Genomic DNA, 15,551 nt, shown 5'->3' with positions numbered 1-15,551 from the left:
GCCGTTCGCGGGGCGCGACAAGCTCACAGACCCGAGCCGATTTAGGAACTGGACAAGGCATGCTCGAAAAGCACAGCGAGAGTGAGGTTCATGTCGACAAGGTCGAGCAGGGACCTGCGTCCTCGATCGCCTTCGGGCTGGAGCGCATCGGGCTGATCGCAGTCCGGGCGCCCATCGTCTCCTGCGTCGTCCTGCTCGTGCTGATCGTCGGCGCCGTGTTTGGCATCCACCGGATCAAGATCGACGATTCGCTGTCGCAGCTGTTCCGGTCCAACACGCCGGAATTCCGCCAGTACGAAGCGGTGACCAAGAAGTTCCCGGCCGAGGAATTCGATGTCCTCGTCGTAGTCGAGGGCAAGACCCTGCTGGCCCGGAACAACCTCGAGAAGCTGCGCGACTTCGTCACCGACATGCAGCTGGTCGAGGGTACGCGCGGACTGGTCTCGCTGTTCTCCGCGCGTCAGGCGCCCGCTCCGGGCAAGCTTCCCGCCGCACTGTTCCCGCCCGAGCTGCCCGAGGGCGAGGCCTATGACAAGTTCATCGAGGGCGTCAAAGCCAACGAGATCATCCGCGGCAAGCTGTTGTCCGAGGACGGCACGCTGGCGCTGATCGTGCTGTCGCTCGATCCGGAGGTGGTCGCCTCCAACAAGCTGACCAAGACCGTCGCCGACATCCGCGCGCTGATAAAGGAAGACCTCAGTGACACCGGGCTCAACGTGCAGCTTTCCGGCGTGCCGGTGATGCAGCTCGAGATCCGCAACGCGGTCGAGCGCGACGGGCTCACCTACAACATCCTCGGCATTCTCGCCGGCTGTGTCATCGCCATCATCTTCTTCCGCAAAATCTCGTTCATGGTGGCGGCGGCGTTCCCGCCGATGATCGCGATCCTGCTGGCGCTCGGCGCGCTCGGCTGGGCCAATTTCAATCTCAACATGTTCCTGAACGTGATGACGCCGCTCATCATGGTCATCAGCTTCTCGGACTCGATGCAGCTCACCTTCGCCGCGCGCGACCGGCTGATCGCGGGCCAGGACAAGTTCACCGCATTCAAGAACGCGGTGCTGGTGGTGGGACCGGCCTGCGTGCTGACGCACGGCACCGCAGGCATTTCCTTCATCGCGCTCCAGTTCTCCGACTCCGATCTGATCCGCAAGTTCGGCGAGGCGGGTCTCGCCGCCACCATCATCGCGCTGGTTGCGGTGTTGTCGCTCGTGCCGGTGTTCGGCGTGCTGCTCGTGCGCAACGAGAAGGTCTTTGCGACCAAGTTCCAGAGCGCGGATGCCGGCGTACAAGCGCTGCGTAATTTCTGCTACTGGATCGCGGTGCGCATGGTGGGCCGTCCCGGCCTGTTCAGCCTGATCGCGGTGGTGTTCGTGGCGGGCCTCGGCGTCATCTACGCAAATCTGGAGCCGCGCTACCGGCTCGCCGACCAGGTGCCGGACAAGCGCCAAGCGGTCGCGGCCAGCGACCGGCTCGACGCCAAGCTCACCGGCGCCAACCCGGTCAACGTTCTGATCCAGTTCCCCAAGGGTGAATCGCTCTATTCGCCGGAGACGCTGCAGACCATCGCGGACGTGCACGCGACGGTGGAGAAGGCCGCCGGTGTCGGCAATGTCTGGTCGGTCGAGACCCTGCGCCGCTGGCTCGCGGACAAGGCCGGCAGCGCCGACGTCGCGACCCTGAAGGAATATGTCAGCGTCATTCCGGAGCATCTGGTGCGCCGGTTCATCGATGCCGAGCAGGACGCGGTCGTGGTCGCAGGTCGCGTGCCGGACAAGGATTCCAGCCAGCTCCTGCCGATCGTCGACAAGCTCGATACCGAGCTCGACGCCGTCCGCAAGAAGCATCCCGGCTATGAAGTGGCGGTCACGGGTCTTGCCGCGATTGCCGCGCGCAATTCGGCCGGCATGATCGAGAAGCTCAACCGCGGGCTCACCGTCGAATTCGCGCTGGTCGCGATTTTCATCGGCCTTGCCTTCCGTTCCTGGGTCGTGATGTTCGCCTGCATCCTGCCGGGCATCTTCCCCGTCGTGATGTCGGGAACAGTGCTGTGGGCGATGGACGAGGGACTGCAATTTGCCAGTGTCGTAGCTCTGACCGTTTCGTTCGGCCTGGGCTTAAGCGCCACCATCCACTTCCTCAACCGCCTCAGGCTCGAGAGCAAGCCGGGCGTCGGCTCGGCGCTCGCAGTGGAGCGCGCGACCGTGCTGGTCGGCCCGGCCTTGATCCTGACCACGTTGGTGCTGGCCTGCGGTCTCGTCGTCACGGTGTTCTCCGATCTGCCGTCGCTACGGCTGTTCGGCTGGCTCAGCGCCTTCTCGATGGTGATGGCGCTCGTCGCCGACCTCTTCATCCTGCGGCCGACGGCGATGTGGTTGATCAATCTGCACGCCAAGCTTCAGGGCACCGACAAGCCGGCGATCTGAGCGGCTGCATCCATCGGACACGGAATCGGCGCGGTCCGGACGATTGCGCCGCGCCTCCGAAAAACAACAAGCCCCGGTTCGCGAGAACCGGGGCTTGTCGCTTTCGAAGCGGAAAGAGCTGTCAGCCCTTCGTCATCGTGATGTTGACGCCGCGAATCTCGCCCTTGGATGAGATCTGCACCGTCTGCTTGGTGCCGTTGGTGCGCAGCGACAAATTGGCGGCAAAGCCGTTGGCCTCGACGAACACCTCGATCTGGCCGCCACCGGCAGTGCCTTGGAGATTGCCGAAGATGTTGCGGTTGGTCTCGCTCCAATTGCCGGAGATGCGCTCGCCTTGGCTGGTCACATCGCTGGTGAGGTCGAACTTGTAGCTGTCGGAGGCGCAGTGCAACGCCTGCTTGAGACTGAGACCGGTGCCGGCAACCTTGTAGTCCGCCTTGCAGCGGATGCGCTCGGTCGAGCCGTCGGACAGCGACACCGTACCCGTCCCGGTCCATGCGCCCTCGAAACCTGCAAACGGTCCGGACGACTGAGCCTGACTTGTCGAAACCGAGAAGAGCAGCGCAGCGCCGATGCCGGCCGCCTTGATTGCCAGTTCAGTCCGTCCAAAGAATTTCATCTCAAAATATCCCGTTTAGAACGACGTCCGCTTCTCACGAAGAACGTCTCGCTACATCGAAAGTTTAGTGTTCCGAGCCAGTGACAGGTTCAATGCCCGACTGCCAGAGATGGCAGTTCACGACGCCTTGCGCCATGCTTCCACCTCTCGATTTGTCGTATTTCGGCATGTTTCTTGGTCCCGAGGCGGTATCGAGAGATGCAGCTCTGCAACAGGTGCGCAGCAAAACGCGGCGCACCTGAATTATGACGTACTATCAGTCTCTTACATTTGCCAGAGAAGACGCAGGGAAGCCCTGATTTGGTGGACGTGGCGCCAATTTGGCCGCATTTGCCAGTGCTTGTGCCTTCTCCGAGGCCGCTCCTCCCGCGGCGACTTGCCATCAGAACAATCCGCTCCGGTCGTCGCCCTGTGCTGTCCGGGATTGGTGCGATTCTGCCGTCAGAATGAAGGAATACAATGCGTAAGCTTCTCGTCGCTCTCACCTTGCTGTCGGCCTCCCTCTCGACCGCAGCGTTCGCCCAGCAAGGGCGCGGCACGGACGCCGAGCAGAAGGCCTGCTCGCGCGATGTGCAGAAGCTCTGCCGTCCGGTCATCGACCAGGGTGATTTCACCATCCTGGCCTGCCTCAAGGAGAACCGGGCCAAGATCTCTCAGGCCTGCGACCAGGTCCTGAAGAACCACAACCAGTAAGCTCGGCCACTGGCCCACAAAAGGCGGCCCCGGGGCCGCCTTTTCGGACCTGATCCGCAAAGGGCAGCCATCGAGAGACAGGATTGGTTTTGCGGCCGTATTCCCCTATATGGGGGCCGCGGCGGCATCGCCCGCACGGGCTCGCGCGAGCGAAAAAGCCCTTCCTGTCCAAACGATTGTAGACCAGCCCTCGATGACCTCTGCGAGCGAATTGCGATCCGGCAAGGGTGAGCGCGACGAGAATTTTCCCGTCGCGTCCTGGATCATTCATCCGCGTCATCGCGCGCTGATCCTGGCGTATTACAATTTCGTCCGCACCGCCGACGACATCGCCGACCACGCCACGCTGCCGCCGGATGAGAAGCTCGCTTATCTCGACCTGCTCGAGGCGGAATTGCTCGGCAAAGGCGACACCCAGGCCGAGGCCGTCAGCCTGCGGCACGCACTGGCCGAACGCGGCATGGCGTCGCGCCACGCGCTCGACGTGCTCATCGCGTTCCGTATGGACGTGACCAAGTTGCGCTACGAGAATTGGGACGAGGTCATCCATTATTGCCGCTACTCGGCGATGCCGGTCGGCCGCTTCATGCTCGACGTCCATGGTGAGAGCACCTCGACCTGGGCCGCGTCAGATGCGCTCTGCGCAGCGCTGCAGATCAACAACCACCTCCAGGATTGCGGCAAGGATTTCCGCGAGCTCAACCGCGTCTATCTGCCGCGCGATGCGCTGGCCGCGAGTGGCGCCTCGGTCGAGCAGCTCGGACTGGCGCAGTCGCCACCGGCGATGCTGGCCTGCCTTCAGGCTCTCGCCGTCCGCAACGAAGCGCTGCTCGCCGAGGGCAGGTCGCTAGCTGCGGAGATCCGGGATTTCCGCCTCGGCGTCGAGGTCTCGGTGATCCAGGCCTATGCCGACCGCATCGTGCGCCTGTTGAAGGTGCGCGATCCCCTGCGCGAGCGCGTGCACCTGAACAAGCTCGAGCTCCTCACCTTCAGCCTCGCCGGCATGATCGGCGAAGTCGGCCGCCGCACGGTCGGACGCAAGGCCATTTCCAGACCGGGGACTGCACATGACGCTTGAGGCGACCTCGCCCGGCGCAAATTATGGCTCGACCGCATCCGGCAGTTCGTTCTACGTCGCGATGCGCATCCTGCCGCACGACCAGCGTGAAGCGATGTTCCAGATCTACAGCTTCTGCCGCCAGGTCGACGACATCGCCGATTCCGATGGCCCGCGCGACGAACGGCTCGCCGCCCTTCAGGCGTGGCGCAACGACATCGATGCGCTCTACCAGGGCAATCCGCCGCCGCGGCTGAAGGACTACGTCACCTCGGTGAAGACCTTCGGCCTCAAGCGCGAGGATTTCCTCGCCATCGTCGACGGCATGGAGATGGACGTGCCGCAGGACATCCGCGCGCCCGACATGGCGACGCTGGATCTCTACTGCGATCGCGTCGCGAGCGCCGTAGGGCGGCTGTCGGTCCGGGTCTTCGGCTTGCCAGAAGAAGACGGCATCGAGCTCGCCCATCATCTCGGCCGCGCGCTCCAGCTCACCAACATCCTGCGCGACATCGACGAGGACGCGGGCCTCGGCCGGCTCTATCTGCCGCGCGAAGCGCTGCTGCATGCCGGCATCACCTCCAACGATCCGGACCGCGTGATCGTCGAGCGCGCGCTGCCGAAGGTCTGCCTGCCACTGGCGCAGCGCGCAAAGGTGTATTTCGAGAAGTCGGACGAGATCATGAACCGCAACCGGCGCCGCGCGGTGCGCGCGCCGCGGATGATGTCGAAATACTATCATGCCATTCTGGATCTCCTGATCGCGCGCGGGTTCAACGCGCCGCGCGAGCCGGTGCGTGTGTCGAAGATCACACGTATCGCCATCCTGCTCCGATACGCTCTCATCTGATGCAAAAAACAGCTCACATCATTGGCGCTGGAATCTCCGGCCTCTCCGTCGCCGTGCGACTTGCCAATGCCGGCTTCAAGGTCGCCGTGCACGAAGCGACGCAGCAGGCCGGCGGCCGTTGCCGTTCCTATTTCGACGGCGCCACCAATCTCACCATCGACAACGGCAACCATCTGCTGCTGTCCGGCAATAGCCATGCGCGCGCCTATGCGCGTTCGATCGGGACCGAGGCGGGCCTCGTCGGTCCGGAGCGCGCGCAGTTTCCCTTCGTCGATCTCAAGACCGGGCAGCGCTGGCAGATCGACCTCGGCGACGGCCGGCTCCCGACCTGGGTGCTCGACGAGAGCCGCCGCGTCCCCGACACTGGGCTGACCGATTATCTGAAGCTGGCGCCGCTGATCTGGGCATCGGAAGAGACGCTGGTCGGCAAGTCAATTCCGTGCGAAGGCGTTCTCTATCAGCGCCTGGTGCAGCCTCTGCTGCTCGCGGCCCTCAACGTCGATCCACCCGAAGGCTCGGCGGGGCTTGCCGGCGCGATCGTGCGCGAGACGCTGCTCGCCGGCGGGCAGGCCTGCCGTCCCCTGATCGCGCGCGACGGGCTCAGCGCGGTACTGATCGAGCCCGCCGTGACGTTCCTGCAGGGGCGCGGGCACAGCGTTCAGCTCGGCCATGAGCTGCGCTCGTTTGCGACCCATGACGGCAAGGTCGGCGCGCTGAATTTCGGCGGCGAGGATGTGATCCAGATCAGCGAAGGCGACGTCGTCGTGATGGCGGTGCCGCCGCGCGCTGCCTCCAACCTGCTGCCGGGCCTGAAGACGCCGACCGAATTCCGCGCCATCGTGAATGCGCATTTCCGCGTCGAGCCGCCGGCGGGATCGGCACCGATCCTCGGCGTGATCGGCGGCGTCGTGGAATGGCTGTTTTCGTTCCCGAACCGGCTGTCCGTCACCATCAGCAACGGCGACCGTCTGGTCGACATGCCGCGCGAGGAACTCGCGCAGGCGATCTGGAACGACGTCTGCAAGGCGGGCGGTGTTTCCGGCGAGCTGCCCCCCTGGCAGATCGTGCGCGAGCGCCGTGCCACATTTGCGGCGACGCCGGCGCAGAATGCCCTGCGTCCAGGGCCGGTCACTGCGCTGAAAAACCTGTTTCTTGCAGGCGATTGGACTGCTACGGGATTGCCTGCAACCATCGAGGGATCGGTCCGATCCGGTGATCGCGCCGCCGATCTGGTTCTGGCCGCCAAGGGATAGTGACAGGCGGCCCTGACGGGCATTTGTCCCGGTCAATTTCGGCCCATTCAATCGACTATCGGAGCAATCGAGCGAGATGGATTCCGTGAACGCGACCAGCCGCGAAGCCCAAGAATTCAGGAACTTGGAATCGAGCATTGCGTCGGCCACCGAAGGCGTCCTCGGCTTCCAGCAACCCGACGGCCATTGGGTGTTCGAGCTCGAGGCAGATTGCACGATTCCGGCCGAATACGTCCTGCTGCGCCATTATCTCGCCGAGCCGGTCGATGCCGTGCTCGAAGCCAAGATCGCCAATTATCTTCGCCGCGTGCAGGGCGCCCATGGCGGCTGGCCGCTGGTGCATGACGGCGAGTTCGACATGAGCGCCAGCGTCAAGGCGTATTTCGCGCTGAAGATGATCGGGGATTCCATCGACGCGCCGCACATGGTGCGTGCGCGCGAGGCGATCCATTCCCGCGGCGGCGCCATTCACAGCAATGTCTTCACGCGCTTCATGCTTGCGATGTTTGGCGTCGTGACCTGGCGCGCGGTACCGGTGCTGCCGATCGAGATCGTGCTGCTGCCGTTCTGGTCGCCGTTCCACATCAACAAGATCTCCTACTGGGCGCGCACCACCATGGTGCCGCTGATGGTCATCGCCGCGCTGAAGCCACGGGCGAAGAATCCCAAGGGCGTCGGCATCGACGAGCTGTTCCTGCAGGATCCGCGCTCGATCGGCATGACCGCCAAGGCGCCGCACCAGAGCATGGCCTGGTTCGTGCTGTTCCGCGCGCTCGACGGCATTTTGCGCGTGGTCGAGCCGATGTTTCCCAAGAGCCTGCGCAAACGCGCCATCGACGCGGCGCTCGCCTTCACCGAGGAGCGGCTGAACGGCGAGGACGGCATGGGCGCGATCTATCCGCCGATGGCCAACATCGTCATGATGTACGACGCGCTCGGCAAGGACGAGAACTTCCCGCCGCGCGCGATCACGCGCCGGGGCATCGACAAGCTGCTCGTGATCAAGGACGACGAAGCCTATTGCCAGCCCTGCGTCTCGCCGGTGTGGGACACGACGCTGACCGCCCACGCGCTGCTCGAAGCCGGCGGCGACAAGGCGGTGCCGGCCGCCAAGCAGGGTCTCGACTGGCTGATCCCGAAGCAGGAGCTCGAGGTGAAGGGCGACTGGGCGGTGAAGCGGCCCGACGTACGCCCGGGCGGCTGGGCCTTCCAGTACAACAATGCCCATTATCCCGATCTCGACGACACCGCGGTGGTCGTGATGTCGATGGACCGGATGCGCCGGGAGCACGGTGCGGCCGGCTATGACGCCGCGATCGACCGTGCCCGGGAGTGGATCGAGGGCATGCAGAGCAACGACGGCGGCTGGGCCGCCTTCGACGTCAACAATCTCGAATATTACCTGAACAACATCCCGTTCTCGGACCATGGCGCACTGCTCGATCCACCGACCGAGGACGTCACCGCCCGCTGCGTCTCGATGCTGGCCCAGCTCGGCGAGACCGCGGAGACCAGCAAGCATGTCGCGGACGGGATCGCCTACCTGCGCAAGACCCAGCACTCCGAAGGGTCCTGGTACGGCCGCTGGGGCATGAACTTCATCTACGGAACCTGGTCGGTGCTGTGCGCCCTCAACATGGCCGGCGTCCGCCATGACGATCCCATGATCCGGAAAGCCGCCGGCTGGCTGGCCTCGATCCAGAACCAGGACGGCGGCTGGGGCGAGGATGCCGTCAGCTACCGGTTGGACTACCGGGGCTGGGAGGCCGCCCCCTCGACCGCCTCGCAAACGGCATGGGCCTTGCTTGCTTTGATGGCTGCTGGCGAGGTTGATCACCCGGCCGTCGCCCGCGGGGTGGAGTACCTGATTGCAACACAGAACGAAAAAGGACTGTGGGACGAACAGCGGTACACCGCCACGGGCTTTCCCCGTGTATTCTATCTACGGTACCATGGTTATCCGAAGTTCTTCCCGCTGTGGGCGTTGGCGCGGTATCGGAACTTGCGGAACACCAACAGCAGGGTGGTAGGGGTCGGAATGTGACTTTGGGGACGGGGGACTATCTTACCGCGGGTCAAACCGTTGATCCGCGGCCGATATTGATCGTGACTGGACTGGTTCAGGAGGCCCGCATCGCGGCCGGGCCTGGCATGGCGGTCATCTGTTCGTCGAGCAGCCCCACCCAGTTGCGGGCGCTGTTGACGGTGCTGGATCCCGAGACGATTCGCGGTGTGATCTCCTTCGGCGTGGCCGGCGGGCTCGACCCGACGCTGCGCTCCGGCGACGTCGTGCTGGCGACCGAGGTGCTCGCGGGCGATACCCGCTGGGCCGCTGGCCTCTCGCTCGGCGACGACCTCATCGACCGCCTGACGTCGGGGCGCCGCCGCGTTGTGCGCGGCAGCCTCGCGGGTGCCGAGGAAGTGGTCACGGGGCGCTCCTGCAAGGCGGCGCTGCATTCGGAGACGGGAGCGGCCGCCGTCGACATGGAAAGCCACATCGCGGCGGCCTACGCCGCCGAGGCCGGCTTGCCGTTCGCCGCGGTCCGCGTCATCAGCGATCCCGCCCATCGCGCGCTGCCGGCGCTCGCCCGCGCCGCCATCAAGCCGAATGGCCAGATCGACGTGCTGGCCGTGCTGCGCGGCATCGCGCGCAACCCGACTGCGCTGCACGGACTGGTCTCGACCGGCCTCGACTTCAACCGCGCGCTACGCAGCCTGCGCGGCTGCCGCGACTTCCTGATCGGCACCGAACTGGTCGACAGCGAGGCGCTGGTCTCCGAGGCGGCCTGAGCGGGTTCTGCGATCACTAAAAACAAAAGGCCCGGTCGCCATTGGCGATCGGGCCTTTTCTTGTTGGTGGGACTAGCGCGCTTACGCGGCGGTCGACGCCTTCCGTGCGGCCTTCTCCTGTGCGGCGGCGGCCTCGTCCTTGCGGATCTCCGACAGGCGCTTCTGCACTTCCGCGGAGAAGATGTACTGCGCAGGACGCTGCTTGGACATGTCGATCTCCGGCGCCATCGGACCCGTGGTCCTGATGCCGCGCAGCGACACCCACATCGCCTTCAGCGGGTTGTTGATGGCGGCGGTCGCCGCCGTCGGCTCGTAGCCGCAATGGGCCATACAGTCGGCGCACTTCTCGTACTTGCCGGTGCCGTAGGTCTCCCAGTCGGTGGTGTCCATCAGCTCCTTGAAGGTTTTTGCATAGCCTTCACCGAGCAAATAGCAGGGCTTCTGCCAGCCGAAGATGTTGCGCGCGGGCATGCCCCAGGGCGTGCACTCGTATTCCTGGTTGCCGGCGAGGAAGTCCAGGAACAGGCCGGAATGCATGAAATTCCACTTCTTGCCCTTGCCCATCGCAAAGACGTCGCGGAACAGCTTCTTGGTCTTGGTGCGGTTGAGGAAGTGCTCCTGGTCCGGCGCGCGCTCATAGGCGTAGCCCGGCGACATCGAGACGCCGACGCCGAGCTCGACGGTCAGGTCGAGGAATTTGGCGATCTCTTCGGCCGGGTGGCCGTCGAAGATGGTGGCGTTGACGTTGACGGTGAAGCCGCGGGCCTTGGCCGCCTTGATCGCGGAGACGGCGCGGTCGAACACGCCCTTCTGCGACACGGCCTTGTCGTGGTGCTCCTTCAGGCCGTCGAGATGCACGGAGAAGAACAGGTAGGGCGAGGGCTCGAACAGATCGAGCTTCTTCTCGAGCAACAGCGCGTTGGTGCAGAGCGAGACGAACTTCTTGCGCGCGACGAGGCCGCGCACGATCTCGCCGATCTCCTTGTGGATCAGCGGCTCGCCGCCGGGAATGGCGACCATAGGCGCACCGCACTCGTCGGCCGCGTCCCAGCACTCCTGCGCCGTCATGCGGCGGTTGAGGATCGCATCCGGATAATCGATCTTGCCGCAGCCGACGCAGGCGAGGTTGCAGCGAAACAGCGGTTCCAGCATCAGCACGAGCGGATAGCGCTTGCGGCCAAGCAGCTTCTGCTTGATCAAATAGCCGCCGATACGCATTTCCTTGAAGAAGGGGATAGCCATTACAAGTTTCTTTCTGGGCTTGAAATTCGGGTGGGTCAGCTCGCAGCCAGTTCGGCCGGAAGCCGGAATTCGATGTTTTCCTCGCGGCCCGGGAGCACCGAGACCTTGACCGGTCCGATCCGCCGCATTGCTTCGATCACGTCATCCACGAGTACCTCGGGCGCCGAAGCGCCAGCCGTGACACCGACGGTTCTGGCATCTTTCAACCACTCCGGATTGAGCGCGCTGCCGTCGGCAATCAGATAACTCGCGACACCGGCCTCAGTGCCGATTTCGCGGAGCCGGTTCGAATTCGAGCTATTGGCAGCGCCCACCACCAAGATCACGTCGACCAGCTTGCTCAAGTCCCTTACCGCAGATTGGCGGTTCTGTGTCGCATAGCAGATATCCCGGATATCCGGGCCTTGAATATCTGTAAAGCGGGCCTGCAGGGCCGAAATGATGTCCTTTGTGTCATCCACCGACAGGGTGGTCTGGGTGATATAGGCCACTGGCGTATCCGCCGGCAGCTCAAGGGCCTTAACCTCTTCAACGCTTTGGACCAGCAGTACGGGGGCGGGAACCTGGCCCATCGTACCCTCGACCTCGGGGTGGCCGGCATGGCCGATCAGGATCAGGGTGCGGCCCCTGGCGATGTAGCGCTTCCCCTGATTGTGAACTTTCGTGACCAAGGGGCAGGTGGCATTGAGCACCGGAAGGTCGCGCGCGGCCGCTTCTTCCTCGACGCTGCGGGCGACGCCATGAGCGCTGAAGACCGTCACCGCCTTCGGCGGCACCTCCGACAGTTCCTCGACGAAGATCGCGCCCTTGTTCTTCAGGCTCTCGACGACGTACTTGTTGTGCACGATCTCATGGCGCACGTAGACAGGCGGGCCGTACTTCTCCAGCGCCCGTTCCACGATCTCGATCGCACGCACTACCCCCGCGCAAAAGCCGCGCGGTTGCGCCAGATAAACTTCCATTGGACGGCCATCACGCAAGTTGCACCAATCCGCTCTCAAGTTCAGGGGACACCCCGATACGAACCAATGAGTTGCAATATCCGCACCATCGGTTCGGCGCACGCGGTAGCCGCCCACCCCTGCCGGGGCCCCGGTGCATGGAGGTGCAGTACTTTGTGTCAAAAAATCGGCAGTAAGGAAAGGTGGAATGAACTTTGGTTCCCTGCCGGATCAGTTTCGCGGTATTATAGTAGAGGGTGCCCGTGGCAGCAACGTGGCGACATTTGTGCGCACACTTCGTCACTTTCCCGCCTCAACTCCTCGGCTATACCGATGGCCCGCATGATTATGCCATGGTCTTCCGCCGTTTACCTCGAAGCTTCTGACGGCGATAACCACTCAAAACAGCAATAGGTTTCGGCCGGGAACTCCGTTAAACAGCGGGCGTTTCCGGCAAGCTGTTAACCGCAGAAAGAAAAGTAGTGCTGCAAAGCGTCGTCGTTGCCATCGTCAGGGCCTGCACCCGGTTTGCCTCCCTCGTCGTCGTTCTCGGGCTCCTGCTGGCGGTGGGGGCGGGCTATTACACGTCCCAGCATTTCGCCATCAACACCGACATCAACTCGCTGATTGCCCAAAATCTGGACTGGCGCCAACGCGACCAGCAGTTCGATCGCGCCTTCGACCGCGATGCGACGATTACGGCGGTGGTCGAAGCCAAGACGCCGGAGATGGCGACCGCGGCGTCGGACGCGCTCTATGCCAAGCTGAAGGACAACAAGACCGAATTCCAGTCGATGCAGCAGCTCGGCACCGGCGAGTTCTTCGAGAAGAATGGTCTGTTGTTCCTGCCGACAGAGGAAGTTGCCAAGGTCACCGGCCAGTTCGAATCCGCAGCACCCCTGATCGAGATCATGGCGGGCGATCCCTCGATCCGCGGCCTGACCGGCGCGCTCGAGACGGGACTTGCCGGCGTCAAGCGCGGGCAGGTCAAGCTCGACAACACCGAACGGCCCTTCAACCAGATCGCGCAAACGGTCGAGACCGTGCTCAACAAGGGCAATGCGACGTTCTCCTGGCGCCAGCTCGTCAGTGACGAGCCGCTGACGGATTCGGACAAGCGCGCCTTCATCGAGTTCAAGCCGATCCTCGACTACAACGCGCTTGAGCCCGGCAAGGGCGCAACCGACGCGATCCGCAAGGCCGCAGCCGATCTGGATTTTGCCACCAAATATCAGGCGCGAGTCCGGCTGACCGGGCCGGTCCCGATCGCCAACGAGGAATATGCAACCGTCCAGGAAGGCGCCGTCGTCAATGGCATCGGCACGGTCCTCGTCGTGCTGCTCATCCTGTGGCTGGCGCTGCATTCGGCGAAGATCATCTTCGCGGTGTTCGTCAATCTCTTCGTCGGTCTTGCGCTGACCACCGCCGCCGGCCTGATGATGGTGGGCTCGCTCAATTTGCTGTCGATCGCATTCGCCGTGCTGTTCGTCGGCCTCGGCGTCGATTTCGGCATCCAGTACAGCGTCCGCTATCGCTCCGAGCGCTACAAGCACAACGATCTCTCGGGTGCGCTGATCCTGGCCGCCAAGCGCTCGGCAATTCCGTTGTCGCTGGCGGCAATGGCGACCGCGGCTGGCTTCCTCTGCTTCATCCCCACGGACTACAAGGGTATCGCCGAACTCGGCCAGATCGCCGGCGTCGGCATGCTGGTCGCGTTCCTCACTAGCATCACCGTGCTCCCGGCGATGCTGAAGCTGTTGAACCCGCCCGGTGAGAAAGAGCCGGTCGGCTATGCCTTCCTGGCGCCGCTCGATCACTTCCTGGAGAAGCACCGCGTGCTGGTCGTCGGTGGCACCATGTTTCTGGCGGTCGCCGGCCTGCCGCTGCTCTATTTCATGAAGTTCGACTTCAACCCGATGAATCTGCGCAACCCGAAGGCAGAGTCGATCGCGACCTTCCTCGACTTGCGCAAGGATCCCAACACGGGCGCCAATGCCATCAACGTGATGACCACGTCGGAAGAGCAGGCAAGGCAGGTGGAGGCGAAGCTGGAGAAGGTGCCGGAGGTGTTGCGGGTGATGTCGCTCAACAGCTTCGTTCCTGAAGACCAGCCGCCGAAGCTGAAGCTGCTCGCGCAGGGCGCCAAGGTGCTGAACCCCGCGCTCAATCCCGACCAGATCGACGCCGCGCCGTCGGACAAGGAAAACGTCGATGCGCTGAAATCGTCGGTCGACAATCTGCGCCGGACCGCAGGCGATGCGAAGGGCCCGGGTGCGGTTGCCTCGCGTCGGCTCGCGGATGCGCTGGAAAAGCTCGCCAATGCCGATGAAGCCACACGGAACAAGGCGCAGGACGTGTTCGTCGCGCCGATGAAGATCGTGTTCGACCAGCTCCGGAACGCGTTGCAGGCCGAGCCGGTCACCCTGAAGTCATTGCCGGCAGATCTCGTCAGCGCCTGGAAGAGCAAGGACGGTATCATCCGCGTCGAGGCGCTGCCGAAGGGTGATCCCAACGACAACGACACGCTACGCAAATTTGCGGCGGCGGTGCTCGTTGCCGAGCCGACCGCGATCGGCGGTCCGGTCTCGATCCTGAAATCCGGCGACACCGTGGTGAAGGCGTTCATCCATGCCGGAATCTATGCGCTGCTGGTGATCGGCCTGTTGCTGTGGATCACGCTGCGCCGGTTCGTCGACGTGTTGATGACGCTGGTGCCGCTGTTGGTGGCAGGCGCGGTCACGCTCGAGATCTGCGTGCTGATCGGCTTGCCGCTCAACTTCGCCAATATCGTCGCGTTCCCGCTGCTGCTCGGCGTCGGCGTGGCCTTCAAGATCTACTATGTCGTGGCCTGGCGCTCGGGCAGGACAAACCTGCTCCAGACCAGCCTGACGCGCGCGATCTTTTTCAGCGCGCTGACAACGGCCACCGCGTTCGGCAGCCTTTGGCTGTCGAGCCATCCCGGCACGTCCAGCATGGGCAAGCTGCTGGCGTTGTCGCTGGTGACGACGCTCGCCGCCGTGCTGCTGTTTCAGCCTGCCCTAATGGGCAAACCCCGCAATCTCAGGGAGTAGGCAGATGTCGCCGACCTGGTCGGCGGCGCCCTTCTGACCGGGTTTGGCGGTGCCGGCGGCCTTCGGGGCTGCGGGCGCAGGCTGCGCCACCGTAGCGCCGGTCGTTCCCGGGGCTTTCGGCGCCGCGCCGGTGGGCTTCGGCGCGCCCTTGGCCATGGCGTTGGCGGAGCTCAAGGGAATCGGGGGGCTGACCCGGGTCCAGGTCTCGCCACCGCACAGGAACCCCATCACGCAGCCCTTGATCTCGAGCTGGTCGGTGCCAACCGGCGTGATGGTTGCGCTGTAGAGCTGGCCGTCCTTGGCATTGTAGACCTGACCTTCCCATTGATCGGCGCCGGGCTTTTTCTTCATGTCGATCAGGGTCGCCATGCCCAGCGTGAGCCGGGTCTTTTTCGACGCGTCCGGATTGTTCTCGTCGCGGCCCCCGGGCTGTTTTTCCCAGGAAACCGCGCCCCACATGCTGCCATTGCATTGGGCGACACGAATGTTGGCGACGCCGTCGGCAACCCGCCAGTCGCCGGTCGGATCGGCCGCGAGCGCCGGGTTCAGGCAGGTGTAACCGCCAGCCAGTATTAGTCCGGTGTAAAGGGCTAAACGCATGATAGTTCC

Annotated in this window: 12 protein-coding genes; 8 read left to right on the top strand and 4 right to left on the bottom strand. The window is 64.0% G+C overall.

What is annotated here, in order from left to right; genetic code table 11:
* Positions 1 to 59: 59 nt before the first annotated feature.
* Complete coding sequence (locus IVB36_RS34320; RefSeq protein ID WP_018456926.1) at positions 60 to 2,426, top strand: MMPL family transporter; 2,367 nt, start codon at positions 60 to 62, stop codon at positions 2,424 to 2,426.
* 121 nt (positions 2,427 to 2,547) lie between these two features.
* Here IVB36_RS34320 and IVB36_RS34315 read toward each other — a convergent pair whose 3' ends face one another.
* The gene (locus IVB36_RS34315; RefSeq protein WP_018456925.1) at positions 2,548 to 3,045 is read right to left on the bottom strand and encodes a hypothetical protein; all 498 of its coding nucleotides are present in this window, start codon (positions 3,043 to 3,045) and stop codon (positions 2,548 to 2,550) included.
* A gap of 459 nt (positions 3,046 to 3,504) precedes the next feature.
* On the opposite strand from IVB36_RS34315, the gene IVB36_RS34310 reads away from it, so the two are divergent.
* The 6 genes from IVB36_RS34310 (at position 3,505) to IVB36_RS34285 (ending at position 9,688) form a co-directional block, all read left to right on the top strand.
* Complete coding sequence (locus tag IVB36_RS34310; RefSeq protein ID WP_007593627.1) at positions 3,505 to 3,738, top strand: hypothetical protein; 234 nt, start codon at positions 3,505 to 3,507, stop codon at positions 3,736 to 3,738.
* Between the two features lie 193 nt (positions 3,739 to 3,931).
* Entirely contained in the window at positions 3,932 to 4,816 is an 885-nt protein-coding gene (gene hpnC / locus IVB36_RS34305; RefSeq protein WP_018456924.1) for a squalene synthase HpnC, read from the top strand.
* On the top strand, positions 4,806 to 5,645 hold the full coding sequence (gene hpnD / locus IVB36_RS34300; RefSeq protein WP_247394062.1) for a presqualene diphosphate synthase HpnD: 840 nt from the start codon (positions 4,806 to 4,808) through the stop codon (positions 5,643 to 5,645). Before hpnC ends, hpnD begins: the two co-directional genes overlap by 11 nt.
* Entirely contained in the window at positions 5,645 to 6,898 is a 1,254-nt protein-coding gene (gene hpnE, locus IVB36_RS34295) for a hydroxysqualene dehydroxylase HpnE (RefSeq protein ID WP_085352235.1), read from the top strand. The genes hpnD and hpnE overlap by 1 nt, the downstream gene beginning before the upstream one ends.
* Before the next feature lie 76 nt (positions 6,899 to 6,974).
* Positions 6,975 to 8,942: a squalene--hopene cyclase gene (gene shc, locus IVB36_RS34290; protein ID WP_085352236.1), complete on the top strand. Its 1,968-nt coding sequence runs from the start codon at positions 6,975 to 6,977 to the stop codon at positions 8,940 to 8,942.
* Positions 8,939 to 9,688 carry a phosphorylase gene (locus tag IVB36_RS34285; RefSeq protein ID WP_026233265.1) on the top strand — a complete coding sequence of 250 codons (750 nt, stop codon included), beginning with the start codon at positions 8,939 to 8,941 and terminating at the stop codon, positions 9,686 to 9,688. The genes shc and IVB36_RS34285 overlap by 4 nt, the downstream gene beginning before the upstream one ends.
* Positions 9,689 to 9,769: 81 nt before the next feature.
* Here the strand turns inward: IVB36_RS34285 and hpnH are convergent, their stop codons facing one another.
* Both hpnH and ispH read right to left on the bottom strand, forming a co-directional pair.
* Positions 9,770 to 10,930 carry an adenosyl-hopene transferase HpnH gene (hpnH, locus tag IVB36_RS34280; RefSeq protein ID WP_007593619.1) on the bottom strand — a complete coding sequence of 387 codons (1,161 nt, stop codon included), beginning with the start codon at positions 10,928 to 10,930 and terminating at the stop codon, positions 9,770 to 9,772.
* 35 nt (positions 10,931 to 10,965) lie between these two features.
* Positions 10,966 to 11,892 (bottom strand): 4-hydroxy-3-methylbut-2-enyl diphosphate reductase, encoded by a 927-nt coding sequence (gene ispH, locus IVB36_RS34275; protein ID WP_035993095.1) that lies wholly within the window; start codon positions 11,890 to 11,892, stop codon positions 10,966 to 10,968.
* Positions 11,893 to 12,353: 461 nt separating this feature from the next.
* On the opposite strand from ispH, the gene IVB36_RS34270 reads away from it, so the two are divergent.
* Entirely contained in the window at positions 12,354 to 14,942 is a 2,589-nt protein-coding gene (locus IVB36_RS34270; RefSeq protein ID WP_018456918.1) for an MMPL family transporter, read from the top strand.
* Here IVB36_RS34270 and IVB36_RS34265 read toward each other — a convergent pair.
* A complete protein-coding gene (locus IVB36_RS34265; RefSeq protein ID WP_247394060.1) occupies positions 14,910 to 15,542 on the bottom strand; it encodes a DUF2147 domain-containing protein in 633 nt (210 codons plus the stop codon). The genes IVB36_RS34270 and IVB36_RS34265 overlap by 33 nt on opposite strands.
* Positions 15,543 to 15,551 lie beyond the last annotated feature (9 nt).

Origin of the sequence: Bradyrhizobium sp. 35, assembly GCF_023073215.1 — a bacterium.
GTDB lineage: Bacteria > Pseudomonadota > Alphaproteobacteria > Rhizobiales > Xanthobacteraceae > Bradyrhizobium > Bradyrhizobium canariense_D.
Note: the sequence above shows the minus strand (reverse complement) of the source record. Positions and strands in the feature narration are given on the sequence as shown.

Excerpts from the sequence above, each read along its gene's own strand:
- ispH (WP_035993095.1), bottom strand. The coding sequence starts at position 11,892 with ATGGAAGTTTATCTGGCGCAACCGCGCGGCTTTTGCGCGGGGGTAGTG.
- IVB36_RS34315 (WP_018456925.1), bottom strand. The coding sequence starts at position 3,045 with ATGAAATTCTTTGGACGGACTGAACTGGCAATCAAGGCGGCCGGCATC.
- shc (WP_085352236.1), top strand. The coding sequence starts at position 6,975 with ATGGATTCCGTGAACGCGACCAGCCGCGAAGCCCAAGAATTCAGGAAC.
- hpnH (WP_007593619.1), bottom strand. The coding sequence starts at position 10,930 with ATGGCTATCCCCTTCTTCAAGGAAATGCGTATCGGCGGCTATTTGATC.
- hpnC (WP_018456924.1), top strand. The coding sequence starts at position 3,932 with ATGACCTCTGCGAGCGAATTGCGATCCGGCAAGGGTGAGCGCGACGAG.
- IVB36_RS34320 (WP_018456926.1), top strand. The coding sequence starts at position 60 with ATGCTCGAAAAGCACAGCGAGAGTGAGGTTCATGTCGACAAGGTCGAG.
- hpnE (WP_085352235.1), top strand. The coding sequence starts at position 5,645 with ATGCAAAAAACAGCTCACATCATTGGCGCTGGAATCTCCGGCCTCTCC.
- IVB36_RS34265 (WP_247394060.1), bottom strand. The coding sequence starts at position 15,542 with ATGCGTTTAGCCCTTTACACCGGACTAATACTGGCTGGCGGTTACACC.
- IVB36_RS34310 (WP_007593627.1), top strand. The coding sequence starts at position 3,505 with ATGCGTAAGCTTCTCGTCGCTCTCACCTTGCTGTCGGCCTCCCTCTCG.
- hpnD (WP_247394062.1), top strand. The coding sequence starts at position 4,806 with ATGACGCTTGAGGCGACCTCGCCCGGCGCAAATTATGGCTCGACCGCA.